At 45.6% G+C, this 17,892-nt stretch carries 22 protein-coding genes and 1 pseudogene; 13 read left to right on the forward strand and 10 right to left on the reverse strand.

Annotated features, from left to right (window positions below):
* Nucleotides 1–21 precede the first annotated feature (21 nt).
* The 3 genes from pbpG to ACO0KV_RS14640 form a co-directional block, all read right to left on the reverse strand.
* On the reverse strand, nucleotides 22–1,053 hold the full coding sequence (gene pbpG, locus ACO0KV_RS14630) for a D-alanyl-D-alanine endopeptidase (protein WP_423043355.1): 1,032 nt from the start codon (nucleotides 1,051–1,053) through the stop codon (nucleotides 22–24).
* Between the two features lie 134 nt (nucleotides 1,054–1,187).
* Nucleotides 1,188–1,883: a nitroreductase gene (locus tag ACO0KV_RS14635; RefSeq protein WP_423043315.1), complete on the reverse strand. Its 696-nt coding sequence runs from the start codon at nucleotides 1,881–1,883 to the stop codon at nucleotides 1,188–1,190.
* A 5-nt stretch (nucleotides 1,884–1,888) separates the two neighbouring features.
* On the reverse strand, nucleotides 1,889–2,320 hold the full coding sequence (locus ACO0KV_RS14640; RefSeq protein WP_423043317.1) for an acyl-CoA thioesterase: 432 nt from the start codon (nucleotides 2,318–2,320) through the stop codon (nucleotides 1,889–1,891).
* A 373-nt stretch (nucleotides 2,321–2,693) separates the two neighbouring features.
* On the opposite strand from ACO0KV_RS14640, the gene ACO0KV_RS14645 reads away from it, so the two are divergent.
* On the forward strand, nucleotides 2,694–3,260 hold the full coding sequence (locus tag ACO0KV_RS14645; RefSeq protein ID WP_423043319.1) for a phasin family protein: 567 nt from the start codon (nucleotides 2,694–2,696) through the stop codon (nucleotides 3,258–3,260).
* Nucleotides 3,261–3,340: 80 nt separating this feature from the next.
* Here ACO0KV_RS14645 and ACO0KV_RS14650 read toward each other — a convergent pair whose 3' ends face one another.
* Nucleotides 3,341–3,763: a nucleotide pyrophosphohydrolase gene (locus tag ACO0KV_RS14650; RefSeq protein ID WP_423043320.1), complete on the reverse strand. Its 423-nt coding sequence runs from the start codon at nucleotides 3,761–3,763 to the stop codon at nucleotides 3,341–3,343.
* 243 nt (nucleotides 3,764–4,006) lie between these two features.
* Between ACO0KV_RS14650 and phaP the strand changes: the two genes are divergently transcribed.
* From phaP to ACO0KV_RS14670, 4 genes are all read left to right on the forward strand, one after another.
* A complete protein-coding gene (gene phaP / locus ACO0KV_RS14655) occupies nucleotides 4,007–5,095 on the forward strand; it encodes a TIGR01841 family phasin (RefSeq protein ID WP_423043322.1) in 1,089 nt (362 codons plus the stop codon).
* Nucleotides 5,096–5,360: 265 nt separating this feature from the next.
* Complete coding sequence (locus tag ACO0KV_RS14660) at nucleotides 5,361–5,648, forward strand: hypothetical protein (RefSeq protein WP_423043324.1); 288 nt, start codon at nucleotides 5,361–5,363, stop codon at nucleotides 5,646–5,648.
* Nucleotides 5,649–5,768: 120 nt separating this feature from the next.
* Nucleotides 5,769–6,485 (forward strand): DUF6969 family protein, encoded by a 717-nt coding sequence (locus ACO0KV_RS14665; protein ID WP_423043326.1) that lies wholly within the window; start codon nucleotides 5,769–5,771, stop codon nucleotides 6,483–6,485.
* Nucleotides 6,486–6,571: 86 nt separating this feature from the next.
* Nucleotides 6,572–7,051 carry a YHS domain-containing (seleno)protein gene (locus ACO0KV_RS14670; protein WP_423043328.1) on the forward strand — a complete coding sequence of 160 codons (480 nt, stop codon included), beginning with the start codon at nucleotides 6,572–6,574 and terminating at the stop codon, nucleotides 7,049–7,051.
* A gap of 315 nt (nucleotides 7,052–7,366) precedes the next feature.
* On the opposite strand, the gene ACO0KV_RS14675 is transcribed toward ACO0KV_RS14670, so the two are convergent.
* Nucleotides 7,367–7,543: a hypothetical protein gene (locus tag ACO0KV_RS14675; protein ID WP_423043329.1), complete on the reverse strand. Its 177-nt coding sequence runs from the start codon at nucleotides 7,541–7,543 to the stop codon at nucleotides 7,367–7,369.
* A 432-nt stretch (nucleotides 7,544–7,975) separates the two neighbouring features.
* Here ACO0KV_RS14675 and aqpZ point away from each other — a divergent pair, with 432 nt between their 5' ends.
* Nucleotides 7,976–8,671: an aquaporin Z gene (aqpZ, locus tag ACO0KV_RS14680; protein ID WP_423043331.1), complete on the forward strand. Its 696-nt coding sequence runs from the start codon at nucleotides 7,976–7,978 to the stop codon at nucleotides 8,669–8,671.
* A 95-nt stretch (nucleotides 8,672–8,766) separates the two neighbouring features.
* Complete coding sequence (locus ACO0KV_RS14685) at nucleotides 8,767–9,015, forward strand: GlsB/YeaQ/YmgE family stress response membrane protein (protein ID WP_423043333.1); 249 nt, start codon at nucleotides 8,767–8,769, stop codon at nucleotides 9,013–9,015.
* Nucleotides 9,016–9,555: 540 nt separating this feature from the next.
* Here ACO0KV_RS14685 and ACO0KV_RS14690 read toward each other — a convergent pair.
* Entirely contained in the window at nucleotides 9,556–10,410 is an 855-nt protein-coding gene (locus ACO0KV_RS14690; protein ID WP_423043335.1) for a PA4780 family RIO1-like protein kinase, read from the reverse strand.
* A gap of 23 nt (nucleotides 10,411–10,433) precedes the next feature.
* A complete protein-coding gene (locus ACO0KV_RS14695) occupies nucleotides 10,434–10,682 on the reverse strand; it encodes a hypothetical protein (RefSeq protein WP_423043336.1) in 249 nt (82 codons plus the stop codon).
* A 350-nt stretch (nucleotides 10,683–11,032) separates the two neighbouring features.
* On the opposite strand from ACO0KV_RS14695, the gene ACO0KV_RS14700 reads away from it, so the two are divergent.
* The 3 genes from ACO0KV_RS14700 (at nucleotide 11,033) to ACO0KV_RS14710 (ending at nucleotide 13,638) form a co-directional block, all read left to right on the forward strand.
* A complete protein-coding gene (locus tag ACO0KV_RS14700; protein ID WP_423043338.1) occupies nucleotides 11,033–11,911 on the forward strand; it encodes a hypothetical protein in 879 nt (292 codons plus the stop codon).
* Between the two features lie 40 nt (nucleotides 11,912–11,951).
* On the forward strand, nucleotides 11,952–12,914 hold the full coding sequence (locus ACO0KV_RS14705) for a fused MFS/spermidine synthase (RefSeq protein WP_423043340.1): 963 nt from the start codon (nucleotides 11,952–11,954) through the stop codon (nucleotides 12,912–12,914).
* A 352-nt stretch (nucleotides 12,915–13,266) separates the two neighbouring features.
* Nucleotides 13,267–13,638, forward strand: a complete 372-nt coding sequence (locus ACO0KV_RS14710) for a hypothetical protein (RefSeq protein WP_423043342.1) — start codon at nucleotides 13,267–13,269, stop codon at nucleotides 13,636–13,638.
* Between the two features lie 21 nt (nucleotides 13,639–13,659).
* Here the strand turns inward: ACO0KV_RS14710 and ACO0KV_RS14715 are convergent, their stop codons facing one another.
* Both ACO0KV_RS14715 and pyrF read right to left on the reverse strand, forming a co-directional pair.
* The gene (locus ACO0KV_RS14715) at nucleotides 13,660–14,517 is read right to left on the reverse strand and encodes an HDOD domain-containing protein (RefSeq protein ID WP_423043346.1); all 858 of its coding nucleotides are present in this window, start codon (nucleotides 14,515–14,517) and stop codon (nucleotides 13,660–13,662) included.
* Nucleotides 14,518–14,625: 108 nt separating this feature from the next.
* Complete coding sequence (gene pyrF, locus ACO0KV_RS14720) at nucleotides 14,626–15,447, reverse strand: orotidine-5'-phosphate decarboxylase (RefSeq protein ID WP_423043348.1); 822 nt, start codon at nucleotides 15,445–15,447, stop codon at nucleotides 14,626–14,628.
* A 169-nt stretch (nucleotides 15,448–15,616) separates the two neighbouring features.
* Here pyrF and ACO0KV_RS14725 point away from each other — a divergent pair, with 169 nt between their 5' ends.
* The 3 genes from ACO0KV_RS14725 (at nucleotide 15,617) to ACO0KV_RS14735 (ending at nucleotide 17,767) form a co-directional block, all read left to right on the forward strand.
* Nucleotides 15,617–16,078 carry a MarR family winged helix-turn-helix transcriptional regulator gene (locus ACO0KV_RS14725; RefSeq protein WP_423043350.1) on the forward strand — a complete coding sequence of 154 codons (462 nt, stop codon included), beginning with the start codon at nucleotides 15,617–15,619 and terminating at the stop codon, nucleotides 16,076–16,078.
* Nucleotides 16,079–16,224: 146 nt separating this feature from the next.
* Nucleotides 16,225–16,644 carry an organic hydroperoxide resistance protein gene (locus ACO0KV_RS14730; RefSeq protein ID WP_423043352.1) on the forward strand — a complete coding sequence of 140 codons (420 nt, stop codon included), beginning with the start codon at nucleotides 16,225–16,227 and terminating at the stop codon, nucleotides 16,642–16,644.
* A gap of 148 nt (nucleotides 16,645–16,792) precedes the next feature.
* Complete coding sequence (locus tag ACO0KV_RS14735; protein ID WP_423043353.1) at nucleotides 16,793–17,767, forward strand: ornithine cyclodeaminase family protein; 975 nt, start codon at nucleotides 16,793–16,795, stop codon at nucleotides 17,765–17,767.
* 8 nt (nucleotides 17,768–17,775) lie between these two features.
* Here the strand turns inward: ACO0KV_RS14735 and ACO0KV_RS14740 are convergent.
* Nucleotides 17,776–17,892: pseudogene (locus ACO0KV_RS14740) on the reverse strand (IS30 family transposase); the annotation flags it as partial.

The following is a 17,892-nucleotide window of genomic DNA, read 5'->3' on the forward strand; positions in this document are numbered from 1 at the left end:
TTTGGGGTACAACGCTTAACGTCAGAGCTGTGGTTTGGAGGTTTCCAGCCACTTCTTAATTCGCCCAGCATCAGCAAGCCGAGAGTATTTCCCTTTAGAATCCAAAAATACCATCACTACGGCACGGCCTTCTATCATCGCTTGCATTACTAGACAACGCCCTGCTTCATTGATAAAGCCCGTCTTTTGCAAGCCGATTTCCCAAGCAGGGTTCGAAACAAGTTTATTCGATGAACCATATTCCAAAGGTGCGCCACCAGGGTTGACCACATACCTTGAATCGGTTGAATATTGACGAATGACTGGATGCTTGTAAGCGGCATTGACAAGCTTCACTAGGTCTTTTGCGCTGGCTCGATTTTGGCTTGATAAGCCGTTTGAATCAACGTAATGCGTATCCATCATACCTAGCTGTTGCGCTTTGGCGTTCATTGCTGCGACAAACGCTGAGCGTCCACCGACGTAATAGCGTCCCAACGCCGAAGCCGCGCGGTTTTCAGAGCTCATCAAAGCAATGTGCAACATGTCGGCACGCGACAATTTAGCGCCGATTTTAAGACGCGAACCAGTACCTTTTTCTTTATCGATATCGTCAGTCGTGACCTCGATTTCTTCGGTCATGTCCTGATTTGCTTCAACAACAACGAGACTGGTCATCAGTTTAGTAATCGAAGCAATTGGTAATGAGACATCAGGATTTTTCTCAAACAAGACTTTTGAACTTGCCTGATCAACCACGTAAGCCACGTTCGATTGCAATGAAAGAGGGTCTTTAGAGTGATTTAAACCTTCTGTATCGCCGACACTTGGTTTATCGATCACTGCTGCTGCGGCGGCGACGTTATGAACGACCAGACGCCGCTTACCATGCACCATGACATAACGCTTAACCGACTTCTCCGATTTAGCGCTGACAGAAGCGCTGCCGTTTTTATTGACGATATGCTTTTTACCGACAACGTGCTTTTGGGTAGTTGTATGTTTGGGGTGGGCTACAGTACGAGTAGCCTCTGCAAAGGACAGCAGCGGAACACAAACCGCGATGGACAACAAACAAGCTTGACGGGCAAATTTCACTATCTAGAACTCCTTGAATAAAATGTGCCAAATATTTAAATGCAGTGTAGCAAATCTCAGCAAAATCGCAAGAGAATTAAAGACTTAGCACAATTCATTCAAGCAAAATTTCACTTCACAAATGTCACAAACTGTGGTGTCGGTTGCCGCTCAGTGACTAAGGTATTTTCTATTTTGCTATGATCGGCATAACCTAATGCCATGCCACATACCAGCATTTCATTGGCGGGTAACTTTAATTGATCGGCAATGATTTTATGGTATTGGGTAAATGCCGCTTGAGGACACGTATCTAGCCCACGGCCTTTGGCAGCAAGCATGATGTTCTGTAAAAACATGCCATAGTCAAGCCATGAGCCTTGCTCCATTACCCGGTCAATCGTAAAAATCAGACCAACTGGTGCATCGAAGAACGCGTAGTTACGACCATGCTGTGCATGCATACCTTGCCTATTTTCACGGCCGAGGCCAAGTAATGCATACAAATCCCACCCTACTTTGCGACGACGTTCAAGGTAAGGACTCACCCATGACACTGGATAGTAGTTGTATTCTTCGGTGTGTGGCTTGTCGACAGATGGGTGATTATGGACGTCTAGAATTGCTGCTGATAGCTCTTTCAATCTCGCCCCCATCAGCACATAGACTTTCCATGGCTGTGTATTACTCCCAGAAGGTGCGCGTTGCGCAATATCTAACATTTTTTCGATGTCACTCTCAGAAATCAGGTCAGGTAAAAAAGCACGAATCGAACGACGGCTGATAATGACCTCATCGACAATCTGCTGAACTTCGGAATTAATCATCTTCATCACTCTTGTATGGATATTAAAAGTTGGCGCATTGCATCTGGAATAGCCGCAGGACGACGATTGTCGCGATCGACATAGACATGAATAAAATGTCCCTGTGCTGATGCCTGCAGTTCATCACCTTTAAAAATACCCAATTCATAGCGAACACTGGAGTTACCAAGCTTACTCACGGCGACACCTGCGACGATGGTATCGGGAAAAGCAACTGAGGCAAAGTAATTACATTGCGTTTCGATCACAAGACCAATCACGGGACTCTGTTCGATATCTAATACGCGATTATTAATTAAAAACTCATTCACCACCGTATCAAACCAACTGTAATAGACGACATTATTCACATGGCCATAGGCATCGTTATCCATCCACCGAGTCGTGATAGGGAGAAAATGCTTAAACTGCTCTCGGGTTTTTGCTTGTATTTTCATAAAACCATTAGAAAGTTGATCAATAAAAAATCATTCCACACACTTGCGTATGACAAAGAGATAAGACATCACCCGTAAAAGTTTAACATAGCCATCCTGAGGGCCATTCTCGCGTACGAATTTTCCGTCAACGGTGCTATGTAAATCACGTCTACAACTGCTTTTGCTATAAATAAAGACTAAATTATTTTAATCAAAATGATATTTATTTGCCAATCTGCAACGCACAAAATTTTATTGATTTCTGTATATAAATCAATGTAATATGAACTATTGCGTTGCACAAACGCAATGATGTATCCACTGTTGTCATGCTTAAATATGTAGCAAAACTACTTACCTCTCGTTTGCTTACTTTTACCAGGAGATCCCAATGTTTTCAGTACCCGAACAATTCTCTGCAGCAACAAAAGCCAATATCGATGCGCAACTTGCCTTATTTTCTGCATTGAGCGGCAAAGCGTTTGAAAGTATAGAAAAACTCGTTGAACTCAATGTCAATGCGATGAAAAGTACCTTAGAAGAATCGTCAGCAGCGACCAAGCAACTCTTGGCAGCAAAAGACCCGCAAGAATTTTTCAACCTTAGCACTTCTCAGGTACAACCAACGGCAGAAAAGCTGTTGGCCTATAGCCGTCATCTGACGAGCATTGCGTCTGATGCACAATCCGAATTGACCAGCACTGCAGAGTCCCAAATCGCTGAAGGCAATCGTAAAGTGTTGGCGTTGTTTGATGAAGTCTCAAAAAATGCACCTGCTGGCTCTGAGCAATGGATTTCCTTCTTTAAAACAGCGGTCAACAACGCCAATTCTGGCTACGAGCAACTGAGCCAGAACACAAAACAAGCCGTCGAGGTATTAGAAGCGAACCTCAACAATACTGTGACGCAAATTTCACAAGCGACGAAACCAGCACCACGCGCTGTCGCTAAGAAGTAAATCAAGCGCAATTAGTGAACTAATTGCCATCAAAAACGCCTGACCGCTGTCGTTAGCGGCAGGCGTTTTTTATCAGAAGGTCAGTATGGATTATTACTATCCGTTCCCACCTCAGCACCGCCATGAGCATCAACCTGATAAGCGTTATATTTTCTGGCATCTCCTTTGACCATGCTGACCGGATACTTAAGCGCATTCAGCCCGATTTTCTCATGGGTTGCAGCAACCAGATCAATCTCCAGTTTATCTGCCAGCATCACCAGATACGTGAGCACGTCTGCCATTTCATAGCGCACTGCCGCCAATTGCTGAGGTCCAAGTTCATCTGCCGTTCCTCGCTGGAGCCACTGGAACGGCTCAAGCAATTCAGACGCTTCGACACTCAATGCACTGGCGAGATTTTTAGGCGTATGAAACCGGTCCCATTGGCGCTCTGACGCAAAACTACGTAAGCGGTCTCGGATTTCCTGTAAGTCGGTTGATGCGTTTTGATCCGTGTTCATTCATCACCTTTATAAAAAAGCCGTGCCAGAAGCAAAAACATATTCATCAGAAAGGCACCATTTAAGTTAAAGCATGGCATTTATGCTGCACTGCAAAATATTTAAGTAGCGATGTGCCACATCCAGAGTTAAAATAGTAAAACAGTTTATCGCAACAAAAATGCGGCTGATTCGCTCATCATTCACTCACCACGTGCTGATTTTTTCTGATTATAGTCCCTCACCCACTTAAAGGAGAGATGTATGTCTTTGCTTCACCCTCAGATTTCTGCTGCAACGCAAGAACATATCGAGAAACAACTCGCAACGATTCAGGCATTCTCTAGCGCAGCATTTGGCGGACTAGAAAAGATTGTTGCCTTAAATGTTGCAACGGCAAAACAGGCATTTGAAAGAATTTCCACAACTACTGAGCAGGTATTGGCAGTCAAAGCACCGCATGAGTTATTAACGCATGCAAAAGAACAAAGTGCACCGCAAATTGAGCGCCTGTTAGCATACGGGCGTGAATTAGCGACAATTTCTGCGGCTTTCCGCGAAGAAGTACTGCACCTGGTGAGCAACGCTCAAGACCATGTCGCAGCAACGCCGGTTGTCGCCCATCAAGAAGTAAAACCTGTGACTATATTGACAAGCGAACCCGTCGCAACACTGGCAAAACCATCGGCAACGACAACAGTAAAAAAAGTGGCGCCGAAAGCAGAACCGAAATTGGCACCGAAAGCACCACTGAATAAACAACTACCATTATTAGCGGAAGCTGAAGCAAAGCCAGCCAAGGCGAGCAAACCATCTGCAAAAGTCACAGCCAAACCAGCCTCTAAAAAAGAGATATCTGGCGCTGACAAACCAGCAACCAACGTAGTTGCTAAATCGAAAGCCACATCGGTTATCACGTCAGCTACTACGTCAGCTCCTAAGTTAACGGTAAAACAAACTGTAAAACCAGTTGTGGTACCTGCCAGCAAGGACACTGTTAAACCCTCAAACACAAGTACTCAAACGAAAGCGAAAAGCCCCGTGAAAAAAATTGCTGTCGTTGCTGATTCAGACAAACCTGTCACCGCTCCCGCTGCGGTTTCAGCCAGTAAATCGGTAACACCACATGTAACGACAGAAAAAGCCGCACCAGCAATATCAACAGCTGCAAAGACTGAAGCGACAAGTAATGCAGCAACGGTACCTGTAAAAAAATCTGCGGTCAAATTCCCTGCAGCACTGACGCAAAGTCTGCAAGGTGACAAGCCTGCGTTTCCGCGGACTGGGAATCGTCCGGCATTTAAAGCAAAGTCTAGTCCGGCGACTGGCGCGAAGAAACGCGTACGTCAATAAGACAGTGCTAGTGCAGGATTTGGTACGGTAGAAATAGATTCAATGACAGTTGAAAAGCATGACGAGTGATCGCCATGCTTTTTTTATGTCGGGTAGTAGCATCTGTCCGTTCTCTCTTATTTTGATTTAATTTAATTAAGATGAAAAAAATTTGAATAAGCTTGTAAGTTTTTTGCATACATGGCGACCAACCGCCTGTAGCATCAAAAACCGCAACACTAATTTAGCCTAGCTACAGGCTCGTTTATTCAAACCGGAGAAACAAATGAAATCGACATCCCTGACCAATGCGTTGAAAAAAGTCGTTAGCGCTTCTGTTGTTGCAGCATCCGCAATCGCCGCAGTACCTGTAGCTGCTGTTGCAGCTTGTGCACCTCAATCAGCATGTGCTGGAAAAAAAGCATGTTGCGCTGCGAAAACTGGCTGCTGCGCTGGTAAAAAAGGATGCTGTGCTGCTAAACACGCAAAGAAACAAGCAAAAAAAGCGGGTTGCTGCGCCGCTAAAAAAGGATGCTGTGCAGCGAAAAAAGGCTGCTGCGCTGCCAAGAAGTAAGAACTCCATAACGACCCGCGGCGACCAGTAACTTTGGTCGCTGCAATTATTGGATCACATTAACATCTTCATTGATATACGCGCTTTACCGCCCCTCAATCTCAACACGCAGATATCGCAATGAAATTACCTCAGATACTGAAGACGCCCCATGCATGGTCAGACTATACGAAAGCAGATCTCAATACTGCATTGAAGGCTGCAGCGAAATTGGTCCGCAGTATGCAAACTCTGAGTGAGCGTCATGAGCAAGTAGTACAAAGCATTATCGGAGGCGATGTCTTTGTTGAATGGGATCATTATCCAGAAAACGATGTCAGGGATGACAAAACTGCTTACCAGTATTTCTATCACGCCCATCCTGGCTTACAGCGACCATTTATTGAGCATGGGCACTTTCATTTATTTGTACATGCAGAAAAAATGGGCATGCGGCGCCCTAACCCACGTTATGCTCTCTGTCCGGCGCATCTGATTACGATTTCGATGGATGCACAGGGGATTCCGAATGGTTTTTTTGTCGTTAATCGCTGGGTGACCAAAGGGCCTTGGCTGACCAAGGAACAATGTGCGCTTGGATTAAAGCATTTCAACATTCAGGCCCGCAAAGGGACAAAAGAAATCAATCAGTTCTTACAAGCCCTGATTCAGTTATATCAACCTACTATTTTCAAGCTACTTGAGCAACGTGATCTCATCGTGCAGAAGCTATCTGAACACAGGGATCGACGCAGTGTGTTTGCTGATCCGATGATAGAAGTAGTGTGCTACGTGCCAATTCAACTCATGGACGATATAGCGTCCCTTGAATCGGCGGTGCAGGATATAAATAAGTGACGTTTTGTGTAAGATTTTTGGCTGCACGTCGACAACTGGTTAAACCACCTGTTTTTAACTCTTCAATCAATTATGGGAGCTTTACCATGTCATTTATCCGCCGATCAGTCTTGATCAAACTTACCGCCGCAATACTTTTCACGCTTGCCGGTAGCAGTGCTTTTGCTGAAGCGATTGCACCTATTTTTTCAACAAAAGCAGGCGCCATTCGTGGTTATGATCCAGTGGCTTATATCACGCAGAATAAACCTGTTAAAGGTAAGGCTAACTTGTCTTACACATGGCAAGGTGCCACATGGCATTTCAGTACCCAGGCCAATTTAGACGCTTTCAAAGAAGAGCCAGAGAAATATGCGCCTCAATATGGCGGTTACTGCGCATTTGGTGTGGCTCAAGGCTACACACCAGAAACAGATCCTTATGCTTACAAAGTCATCGACGGCAAGCTGTATCTGAACCTGAGTAAGCTCGTTTTAAAACGATGGGAAGAGGATATTCCAGGCTACATCAAAACAGCAGATCAACACTGGCCTGAGTTAAAAGCTGGAACTTACGTCGAGAAATAAATTTTGCTAAGTGATGAATTTTCAGTAGTTACTGGTATTCGATGCAAGCAGAGTGTCAGTTTGCATCGAATGGCTTTCCTGATTTGAGTACCCTAAATATCGCATAGACTAACTTCCTCATGATCCTACCAATCATTGGAGACCCGAGTTGAATCTAAGTTAGCTTTTGACCGTTAGATTCTCCAAGAGAGATAAACGTCAACTCAACTCTACACACCGAAATTTCTTTTCTCATAAAGAAATAGCAGCCTTGAGAATTAACCTAAGGGCTGCTATTACCAATTAAATAATCACTGATCAGCAACATCAAACAGATTACTCGGTGGAACTTGAGTCATTCTCTTTTTTTTCTAAATGTTCGCCAACAACTTTCACACCTTCAAATCCAGTAATAGCGGCAATTCCCTCGGTCAACAATGAGGCATCAGGATCCAATTTCTTAACTCCTTCAACGGCAACGACAGCGCCAATCACTTCTTCTAAAATACCCATATTCCCCCCAAAAATTTGATCGATAAGAGTGATAGATAATCACTGACAAAGTTCAAGGTGTCAAGAATTGGCATGTAAGTCGTAACGTATTTTTACAAATAAACTTCCTCTCGATGCACCGTCTCATTTTGCACTGATGCGATGTCAAATGCAGCCCATTCAAAAAAAAATCCTTACGGAAATTTTTATCTTGATTCATGCCAATTTCTCGGCGACCACTAAAGATTTTTTCGGGTATCCAAAATCCGTGATTAAACGATTTGGCTAGATCCAGAGAAAGTTATTGTAGAATCTGAACGCGATAGTTTTAAAGAAAGTACCGTTTTGAATTTTTCCTAAATTTAAAATACACAACTGTGCCATAAATGAATCGCGTGATACTCGACTTTAAAGTCAACTCACTTTCATCTCGACGCGTTATAGGAAAACAATATGAAACAATATGGAGCGGAATTTTTTGGGACATTTTGGCTGGTCCTCGGAGGCTGCGGTAGCGCTGTACTGGCGGCAGGATTTCCCGGATTAGGGATTGGATTTGTCGGCGTTGCTCTGGCCTTTGGTTTGACCGTTTTAACGATGGCTTACGCTATCGGACACATTTCAGGCTGTCATTTAAATCCGGCAATTTCTATCGGCCTCTGGGTTGGAGGACGTTTTCCGGGTAAGCAGGTCGTCCCATACATCATTGCACAGATAGCTGGTGGTTTTTTAGCAGGTTTGATGCTATACCTTATCGCCAGCGGAAAATCCGGCTTTGACGTCTCTACTGGTTTTGCATCTAATGGTTATGGTGAACATTCACCCGGAAAATATTCGATGGTTGCGTGTTTTTTATGTGAAGTCGTCATGACCATGATGTTCCTGTTGATAATCATGGGGGCAACCGACAAACGGGCTCCAGCAGGTTTTGCGCCGCTGGCGATTGGCTTCGGACTGACCTTGATTCATCTCATCAGTATCCCTGTTACCAATACTTCGGTGAATCCAGCTCGTAGCACGGCAGTTGCTCTATTTGTTGGAGATTGGGCTATCGCACAACTGTGGATGTTCTGGATTGCACCGATCGTTGGTGGTGTTATGGGCGCACTGGTATACCGCTTTTTATTCGACGCAAAAGAATATAACTAAGGGTCATTAGCACACTGCAGGACTCGAAAAAGTAACATCTACTCATCAAATGCACGACTTACACTATAGTGTTAATCATTGACAAGGAATTTATTATGCACGTTATTTGGATGGTATTAATTGGATTTGTTGCCGGACTGATTGCGAAAGCGATCATGCCAGGCGAAAACAATCCCAGTGGTTTCTTCATGACTGCAGCAATTGGCATAGCTGGCTCTATTGCTGCAACTTATCTGGGGCACTTGGTCGGTTGGTATGAGGAAGGGAGCTCAGCTGGCTTTATAGGTGCAATTGTGGGGGCGATGATTCTTTTGGGCACCTATCACTTAGCAACCAAGAAATAAGCGCTCATTTTTTTACAGTCCAACTGTCAGGTATCATGGGATTTGATTTTGATGACTTATTGTAATGATCAAAATTATGATATTGCAACGAATTGAATTTATCAAATCAAATTCCTCTTCTTGATAATAGCGACCATCACCTGCCGACAGATAAATAAACACAACGAACGGTGAGATTAGAAAGAATTATTTAGACTTTCTTGGCAACAGGAATAGCAAACGGCGTTGAACCGTTCGTCTGGAGGCAAGTCCTTTTAGAAGAATGCCAATTTGCCCAAACAGTCCCATTTTTTGCACCTCTTGCCACGTGCAATCAGCGGAAAATCTATTAGTTGAAGAGCCAACATCACACGGGGATGTAGCTTATGAAAAATCTACGACACTGGTTGTAGGCCAAAGATAGGGCGCTCCCGCCTCCCATGCCTAACATGATCAGCAACGGCGGGTTCCACCCTCTCTACCGCCGACAATAACGAACCGCAATATGTGTAGATTTTTAAGGCGAACGTAATGACGCGAGAAATTGAAATATGAAAACGATCACGTTCCTGACATCTCAGACAGACGACGCAAACGTTCCTTCTCTTCCATTATTGCTGACTCAATTTCCTGCATGACTTCCTCAACATTCACCGGACGCGTATCTGCGGCAACATGTCCTGTTAATGGACTATCCGGCGTAAGTTCACCGGCGATATAGAGATTCCAGATTTCTTTACCGAATTGCGTTCCATTTAATTCTGGGGCAAATTGTCCAAAATAAGAAGCAAGGTTGGAGACATCGCGCTCAAGCATGGAGGCGGCTTCTGTATTGCTTGCCGCGTCAATGGCTTGCGGCAAGTCGATAATGACAGGGCCTTCTGCATCGACCAAAATATTAAATTCGGATAAGTCACCATGAATCACACCAGCGCATAACATGAGCACCACCTGCCGTAATAGCTGGGCGTGATAGTCCAGCGCCAATTCACGCGATAGCTCAACGTCATTGAGGCGTGGCGCAGCATTGCCATCGGCATCTGTGACCAGATCCATTAATAAAACACCTTCAAAACAGATGTAAGGCCGTGGGACCTTCACTCCTGCGGCAGCAAGCTTATACAATGCATCGACTTCGGCGTTTTGCCAGACCTCTTCCTGCATTTTCCGGCCATAGCGTGTGCCTTTTTCCATGGCACGAGCCTGCCGGCTATTTTTTACTTTCCGGCCTTCCTGATAGGATGCGGCCTGCTTAAAGCTGCGCTGACTGGCTTCTTTGTATACTTTTGCACAGCGAATTTCTTCGCCACAACGGACCACATAAACCGTTGCCTCTTTACCGCTCATTAATTGACGCAGAACCTCATCGACTAATCCTTCTTCGACTAGTGGCTGGATCCTTTTAGGTGTTTTCATCTGAATTCTTTGACTAGTACAACTTATTTACGCGGTTTGACAGAACGCTGTGGTGGTGTGTGCGGGCGAGACTTGTTTCGTTGGTCATAGATAGTCTGCGCATCTAGCTCAGCGCGCTCCTGCGTACGCATTTCTGGCAAATCATCATGCAAGGTGAAGAAGTCATTTGCTTGGGCACGCATGACATGTTTGATCGCATCTTCATCGGTCAGCTCAAATTTTTCTGTCATCAATGTCGTGACTTCGTCGAGGTATTGTTCGTATGTCATCATAATCAGGGATCCTTTCATGCGGGCGCTGATGCGCCCCGTGAGGTTAAATTGCAATGAATTCTCATTGATGCGGCGCCGGTCCGGAGATGATCGATGTCTGCAGAGCGCGCTTTAGGAAGAACATTGCCGATACAACGCTTTCCATCTGTAGAAAGTCAACGGCTTTACCAGCCAGAAGTATCGAATTTTAATTAGACCGCTATTGTACACGTGACCGAGGCCCTCCCCCCAATTTACCCATCTGTTGATCAGAAATACAGTAAGCGGATTTTTGTCAGATTTCTCGCCAATTTTTAGCTTAATTATCAGCTACAATTCCGCCTTCCGAGAAATATTGCAGGGGCTAAGTTATGAGCATCACTATCCATGAGGCATTGCGCGCCTATATTGACCCACTCACCGAGCATGAATATGAGGCACTGGAACGCAGCATTCTGACTGAAGGATGTCGCGATGCGCTCGTCTGCTGGGGGGAGGTTCTCATTGACGGGCATAACCGTTACGTCATCTGCCAAAAACATCAGATTCCATTTAAGGTGGTACAGAACGACAACTTCAGTAATATTGAAGATGTTCAACTCTGGATGATCGACAATCACCTCGCCCGTCGCAGCGTCTCAGACTTCCAACGCGGTATGCTGGCATTAAGAAAAAAAGAAATCATCACGACCCGACTTAAGCTGCATGAAGAAGCGATACCTGCTGCCAGCAGTGAAAGTGATATTGCGGTGCCGATCATTAAACCAACACAAAGCCGCCAGGAAATCGCACGCGTTGCGGGAATCAGCAGTAACGCCGTAGTGCAAATTGAAAAAATCCAGCGCACCGCCTCTCCAGCATTAGTGCAAGCAGTGCGCGATGGGACAATTTCTATCAGTGCCGCTGCGGCCGTAGCATCTTTGCCAAATGAAGAACAAATTGCCGCTGTCGCGGGTGGTCGTAAAGAGCTACAGCAGGCGGCAAGACAAATTCGTGAAAAAATTCGCGAACAAAAAGCACCGTTTAAGAAAGTGAAAGCAGCCGAATTAAACAATGAAGAAGGTGCCGAAAGCGCGACCAATCATCACACCGCGAATGATGACAATGCAACGACTGGTAACGACAACAGCGCAACAGACACTAGAATTTTGCAACAAAAAATTATCGCTCTGCAAAGTGAAAATGCAATACTCTTAGAAAAAATAGCAACGCTGCAGGCCGCACTGGATCAAGCGCAGTCAGCAATTTAATATTTTTTGTAAAGCTCTCTTAACAAATACCGGGGCAGCGATGGCTCAACCACGTCAAAGTTTATCGCGTCTGTTTTTAAATAAACAAACGTCAGAGGAAGCTCGGCATCAGGCGCAATTGCAAGCGCTGGCAAAAGCGGCACACGGCAAGCCTTTCGTTTTGGATGACGCGCCTCTGCGTATGATGTATCTGACGCCGGATTGTATGCAAAGTGCCATGCGCACAGACATGCCATCACATCTGCTATGCGCCTACTCTAGAGCGATGATGGGTTTTTTGCTATTCAATTCACAGCCAGAACACATTGTATTAATTGGTCTCGGTGGTGGCTCTCTCGTCAAATACTGTTACGAACATTTCCCGCAATGCCGTATCACGGCGGTTGAAATCGATGCCGATGTGATTGCCTTACGGGATGCGTTCGGCATCCCTGCCGATAATACGCGACTCCAGATCATTCACGCTGATGCTGTAGATTGGTTACCGCAACAGCAATGCGAAGCAGATGTGATTTTTCTGGATGCGTACGATGTCAACGGCCTGGTTCCGGCACTCAATTCAGATTACTTCTATGCCATCTGCTATCAACAGCTCAGTGAACATGGCGTGCTAGTTGCCAACGTATGGGGAAAACCGAGTGTGATCGCGCCAATGCTAACACGCTTGCATCACCAATTTCAGCATCAAGTCTGGTGGTCGAAATCAGCCGACAGCTACAATCTGTTAGTCTTTACCAGTAAAGCGGCAGCCCATAGCGATGTTGATGCACCGCGCAAGTTGCTCGATGATGCGCTGATCAACCAGCATCCGACCTTAGCGTTGCGAGCTTTGTCAGCATCATTGCATTATTCACCCCATCAGGCATCTGCAACAGCGGCAGAAATTTCGCTTAACGAGTCATTACAGGCGCAGTTGCGGACCTTACTTGTCGCTGATTCACGTGTTCCACAGGATTATGCTGGGTTCAGATCGCTCGTGCTTAATGCCACAGCATCTGCATAAACTTGCGCAGAAAATCATGTTAATCGAGCCCCTAGTAGCTAAGGTACGATGGAATACAAAGGCAACTCAATGCTCATGGCGTTCTGAGTTGCCGCCAGTCTAGTGATCAATTTGCTCAATATCAACGCATCGCTAATATGCAGCAAACTGACGAACCAGAAAAATCTAGCCATCGTCGCATTGATTGAAAATCAACGCGGAGAAATTTGAGAGTGCATCGAATTGTCTGTTTGCAAAAAACAAAATGAGGCAATTTTCCGTATTCAACATTGTCAACACACACGAACTCTGGCAAGCTTGCGGGATGCATTGAAGCGACGAAAATTCGTATGCGCCACCCAAGGAACTTGCTATGTATGACGAAAACGACTTTACCGCTGTCTCTAAATTTTTAAAACTGGGCATCAAAATTACGGTCAAAAATCCGATGGGCCAACAACCCGCTTTTTCTTCAAGTTTTCCTACCCCTAAAGGGACCATCGTCAATCTGAATGAAAAGAGTATGTACGATATTGAACGAAAACTTCGCGCATTGTTGGGTAACGATACGCCGGTGAAGACGAAACTCACCCCTTTTGTTTATTTAGGGACTAATTTCAGAGGTGTTATCTATTTTACCAAAGGGTCAAATGAGTTCATCCTGCAAGAAACGCACAATGTCCTTGGTGGCGAGTCTAAACGCATAGTTCGCCAAGCCGACACTTTTAATCAGCTATTAAGCTAACCCTCGCGCACATGACAGCGATTAAGCGATCGCCTTCATGACCAACGCAAGTTCGGTTCGTGTTTCTTGTAGCAAAGTATCAATATTATTCGGATCGACGCCCAACGAAGGCAAACTAGGTGGAACTACGCTCCAGTCAATTTGTTCTATTTTTTCTGCGACAAAATGGGCATCCAAGAAATCTGCAGCGGCTAAGACATCGGTCAAGTTCGGTTTTGACATAGGTGCAGGTTGATAACCGCGGTGGTTAAGCACGGCAGTACGGAGATCCTCAGCAATTTCCCACTCTTCTAAAATCGCGGTACCGATACCGGTATGCCATTGATCGATCAAACTCCACAAGATTTGATCAGAGGTAAATAATGCTTGGTAGTGATGTGCACGATTTAAAATATAAAACTTACCGATATCATGCAACAAGCCTGCCAGCATCGCCTTGTCAACGCTAAGCTTGGTGTGTTTACGCGCAATGACCAATGCCAATGCAGAAACACGCAGACTACGTCGCCATAGGCCCTCCATCTGGGTAGGTATGTTCCCATTGTATTTATTTTCGGCCAACTGTTTCATACCAACAGCAATCGCAAGATTACGCACCGCAGAAAAGCCTAACAGCATCGTCGCAGAACGCAAATCATTGATTGGACGAGATTGCGGATTAAACGAGGGCGTATTACAAAGGTGCAATACCTTGGCAGTGAGCACTGGTTCACTACCAATAATACGTGCAATCACATCGTTAGAAATATCTGCCTGACTCAATGCTTTTCTGATCTTCATTGTCGCCGCGACAGACGTCGGGAAAATCAGTTTTTTATTAGAGAGTTCAGCGGAAAAGTCTTCCAGAAAAATAAACTCGCTCGACTTGTTTGCGCTCATTGAAAGATCTCAGAGAAGGTCGCGATATGAAAGAGTGGCGCAAGAGATACAAAATGCCATTTCTGCGCCATTGCCTTACGTTTTAGTCGTTCAAACTACAGACAACAATTATTGGCGATGTTCATTGATGGCATCACGCGTCTCTTGCGCAACACGACGCGCAGCTTCTGTGTACGTTTCAGTGCCAGTTGTTTTTGCGTACAAAATCGCACGCGATGAATTGATCATCATGCCATTACCGTTCGCTGTTTTACCTGCCCCAACAGTTGCTGCAATATCACCACCCTGCGCCCCAATACCTGGCACCAGCAAAGGCATATCACCGATGATCTCGCGTACTTGCGCCAGCTCGTTTGGGAACGTTGCGCCAACCACCAATGAACATTGGCCGTTGACATTCCATTTATCAGCCACCAGACGGGCAACGTGCTGGTACAAAGGCTTACCGCCGACGTCTAAAAATTGTAGATCAGAGCCGCCCGTATTGGAGGTGCGGCACAATACAATCGCCCCCTTGTCTTTCCATTCCATATACGGTGCAACGGAATCAAATCCCATGTAGGGATTGACCGTCACAGCATCTGCCTCATAACGCTCAAAGGCTTCACGCGCGTATTGCTCGGCTGTCGCACCAATGTCACCCCGCTTAGCGTCAAGGACCAAAGGAATAGTCGGATACCGTGTTTTAATATAACGGCAGATTTCTTCGAGCTGATCTTCTGCACGGAGTGCTGCAAAATAGGCAATCTGTGGTTTAAAAGAACATGCCAGATCAGCTGTGGCATCAATCATGGCTTTGCAAAATGACAGGATCGCATCAGGCTTTCCTGCTAGTTCCGGCGGGAAACGGCTGACATCCGGATCCAGACCTACGCACAAAAGTGATTGGTGGTCTGTCCATGCGGCGTTGAGTTTTTCTATAAAAGTCACGATTACCTCTGCTTTTTGAATTTTTTTGAGTTTTTTTGGAATACCCACATTATACCTTGGAGCAATCACTGGAAATGCTGCAACCGGGAGCCAGAATTTTGATTATCATGATGTTGTTGAGTCGCGTGACTTTATTTGCCCTACCCTGACCAGATTAGCAGAGATAAATATGATAAAAAAAATAACAAAAGAAACCAACCTGCTCGCGCTCGACAATCAATTTTGTTTTGCCTTGTACTCCGCCTCACTGGCATTGACGAAAACCTATAAGCCATTGTTAGAGGAACTAAATCTGACCTATCCCCAATATCTGGTGATGTTAGTGTTATGGGAACAGGATGGCGTCTTAGTGAAAGAGATTGGGCAGGCATTGTTTCTGGACTCGGGTACGCTGACCCCACTCCTTAAACGTCTGGAAACCGCCGGATTATTAATTCGGCAACGTGATGAGCAGGATGAACGCCAGGTAAGAATTCTACTAACGCCCGAGGGCAAGCAGTTGCGTAAAGCCGCCAACGCGATTCCACCACAGATTATGTGTGCCAGCGGCCAAACGCTCGATACGCTGACCTCATTGCGGCAGCAGTTGGCAGTATTACGCGATCAGTTGTACTCGGAATCAGCACAATAAATAGCCTGAAGCTCAATCAACTATCGATCTCATAGAAAAAAACAATCAACCAAATACCATCAAATAGATTGCACACAATTTAATTGCGTACTATTATTAATCATCGACGCAGCAAATCGTTTTTTAACTACCTACCGGAGAATTTCATGCAAGTACTTTACACAGCAAACGCAACAGCAACTGGCGGTCGTGATGGCCGCGCAACATCGAATGACGATCAATTGTCCGTAAAATTGACAACGCCAAAAGAATTAGGCGGCGCGGGTGGCGAAGGTACAAACCCAGAACAGTTGTTCGCAGCGGGTTACTCTGCATGCTTTATCGGCGCGATGAAGTTTGTTGGTTCCACTGAAAAAATCGCAGTACCTGCCGATGTATCGGTCAATGGCTTGGTCGGTATCGGTCCAAATGGTAAAGGTGGCTTTGGTATCACTGTTGCACTCAACGTTTCCCTCCCTGGTCTTGACAAAGCAGTTGCTCAGGATCTGATCGACAAAGCGCATCAAGTTTGCCCTTACTCTAACGCAACACGTGGCAACGTTGATGTCACCATTACTCTGCTGTAATTTTTATTTGTCGCATTATCTAACGGATGCGGTGCAGTAATTTCATCGCATGGTGGTCGTCGCTGGATAGTCTATGACTCCAGCGACGACCACCATTAACACGTTGACAATGCGCAAGTCTTGGCGTGTATGATGGCATGATCTTCTTATGGATACGCCACCTATGATTCCCTTCGTCAGCAAAGATGAAATCCGTTTATCCCTGAGCTACCCAAAGCTCATTACTGCGCTGGAAAAAGCATTTACCGAAGAAGTCACTGCACCTGTTCGGCATGTTCATTCGCTATCAGCAACGACGGACTCCAGTTTATTGCTGATGCCCGCTTGGCAAAATGAAGGAAATACCGGCGTCAAACTGGTGACGGTAGCACCAAAAAATCAGCAGCATCCTACGGTACATGCCATCTATATTTTGTTGGATACCCAGACTGGTGTTCCACTAGCACTCATGGATGGCGAAGAACTCACCGTAAGGCGTACCGCTGCCGCATCAGCGCTGGCATCTGGTTTTCTTTCCAGAGAAGATAGTCAGCATCTGGTGATGGTGGGAAATGGTGGACTGGCTCCACATCTAGCAGTCGCCCACTGCCATCGCAGACCCATCAAAAGAATCAGCATCTGGGGACGTGATGCAGAAAAATCTCAACGATGCTGCGAGAGCATACTTCAGCATCCTGAACTTCCTTCTGACGTTATTGTCGATTTCACAGAAAACCTCGCAGCCAGCTGCCACGCCGCCGATATCATCAGTTGTGCAACTACCAGTAAGCAAGCGATAGTCAAATCAGAATGGGTGCGACCAGGTACGCATATCGATCTGGTCGGAGGATTTACACCAGCCATGCGTGAAGTGGATGATCTGGTGATGTCTCGTGCCCGCGTGTTTGTCGATACCTTTGCTGGTGCGATATCTGAAGCGGGAGATATTGTGCAATGTCTGCAAAATGGCAGCTTATCACGTGACGCCATCGTTGCAGAATTAGCGATGCTGTGCAGCGCACAACATCCGGGACGACAATCCGCAAGCGAAGTGACTGTCTTTAAGTCTGTGGGTACCGCGCTAGAAGACTTATGTGCTGCCAATCTTGTTTGGCAGACGAAGTCGGCATCGTTGAATAAATAAGCGCGAGTTCAATTTTGAAGTGCAAGCGTATTTTTGAAGAATACCTGATTGGGTGTAAGGTATCCTAATCTTTTTCTTGGTCGATTATTCAGTCTTTTCATGGCGTGATCAATCTCCTGTTGTGT

Origin of the sequence: Undibacterium sp. RuRC25W, from assembly GCF_049339825.1 — a bacterium.
Lineage (GTDB): Bacteria > Pseudomonadota > Gammaproteobacteria > Burkholderiales > Burkholderiaceae_D > Undibacterium.

Bases quoted from the DNA above. Each gene is read 5' to 3' on its own strand.
- ACO0KV_RS14635 (WP_423043315.1), bottom strand. From the start codon at position 1,883: ATGATTAATTCCGAAGTTCAGCAGATTGTCGATGAGGTCATTATCAGC.
- ACO0KV_RS14640 (WP_423043317.1), bottom strand. From the start codon at position 2,320: ATGAAAATACAAGCAAAAACCCGAGAGCAGTTTAAGCATTTTCTCCCT.
- ACO0KV_RS14645 (WP_423043319.1), top strand. From the start codon at position 2,694: ATGTTTTCAGTACCCGAACAATTCTCTGCAGCAACAAAAGCCAATATC.
- ACO0KV_RS14650 (WP_423043320.1), bottom strand. From the start codon at position 3,763: ATGAACACGGATCAAAACGCATCAACCGACTTACAGGAAATCCGAGAC.
- phaP (WP_423043322.1), top strand. From the start codon at position 4,007: ATGTCTTTGCTTCACCCTCAGATTTCTGCTGCAACGCAAGAACATATC.
- ACO0KV_RS14660 (WP_423043324.1), top strand. From the start codon at position 5,361: ATGAAATCGACATCCCTGACCAATGCGTTGAAAAAAGTCGTTAGCGCT.
- ACO0KV_RS14665 (WP_423043326.1), top strand. From the start codon at position 5,769: ATGAAATTACCTCAGATACTGAAGACGCCCCATGCATGGTCAGACTAT.
- ACO0KV_RS14670 (WP_423043328.1), top strand. From the start codon at position 6,572: ATGTCATTTATCCGCCGATCAGTCTTGATCAAACTTACCGCCGCAATA.
- ACO0KV_RS14675 (WP_423043329.1), bottom strand. From the start codon at position 7,543: ATGGGTATTTTAGAAGAAGTGATTGGCGCTGTCGTTGCCGTTGAAGGA.
- aqpZ (WP_423043331.1), top strand. From the start codon at position 7,976: ATGAAACAATATGGAGCGGAATTTTTTGGGACATTTTGGCTGGTCCTC.
- ACO0KV_RS14685 (WP_423043333.1), top strand. From the start codon at position 8,767: ATGCACGTTATTTGGATGGTATTAATTGGATTTGTTGCCGGACTGATT.
- ACO0KV_RS14690 (WP_423043335.1), bottom strand. From the start codon at position 10,410: ATGAAAACACCTAAAAGGATCCAGCCACTAGTCGAAGAAGGATTAGTC.
- ACO0KV_RS14695 (WP_423043336.1), bottom strand. From the start codon at position 10,682: ATGATGACATACGAACAATACCTCGACGAAGTCACGACATTGATGACA.
- ACO0KV_RS14700 (WP_423043338.1), top strand. From the start codon at position 11,033: ATGAGCATCACTATCCATGAGGCATTGCGCGCCTATATTGACCCACTC.
- ACO0KV_RS14705 (WP_423043340.1), top strand. From the start codon at position 11,952: ATGGCTCAACCACGTCAAAGTTTATCGCGTCTGTTTTTAAATAAACAA.
- ACO0KV_RS14710 (WP_423043342.1), top strand. From the start codon at position 13,267: ATGTATGACGAAAACGACTTTACCGCTGTCTCTAAATTTTTAAAACTG.
- ACO0KV_RS14715 (WP_423043346.1), bottom strand. From the start codon at position 14,517: ATGAGCGCAAACAAGTCGAGCGAGTTTATTTTTCTGGAAGACTTTTCC.
- ACO0KV_RS14725 (WP_423043350.1), top strand. From the start codon at position 15,617: ATGATAAAAAAAATAACAAAAGAAACCAACCTGCTCGCGCTCGACAAT.
- ACO0KV_RS14730 (WP_423043352.1), top strand. From the start codon at position 16,225: ATGCAAGTACTTTACACAGCAAACGCAACAGCAACTGGCGGTCGTGAT.
- ACO0KV_RS14735 (WP_423043353.1), top strand. From the start codon at position 16,793: ATGGATACGCCACCTATGATTCCCTTCGTCAGCAAAGATGAAATCCGT.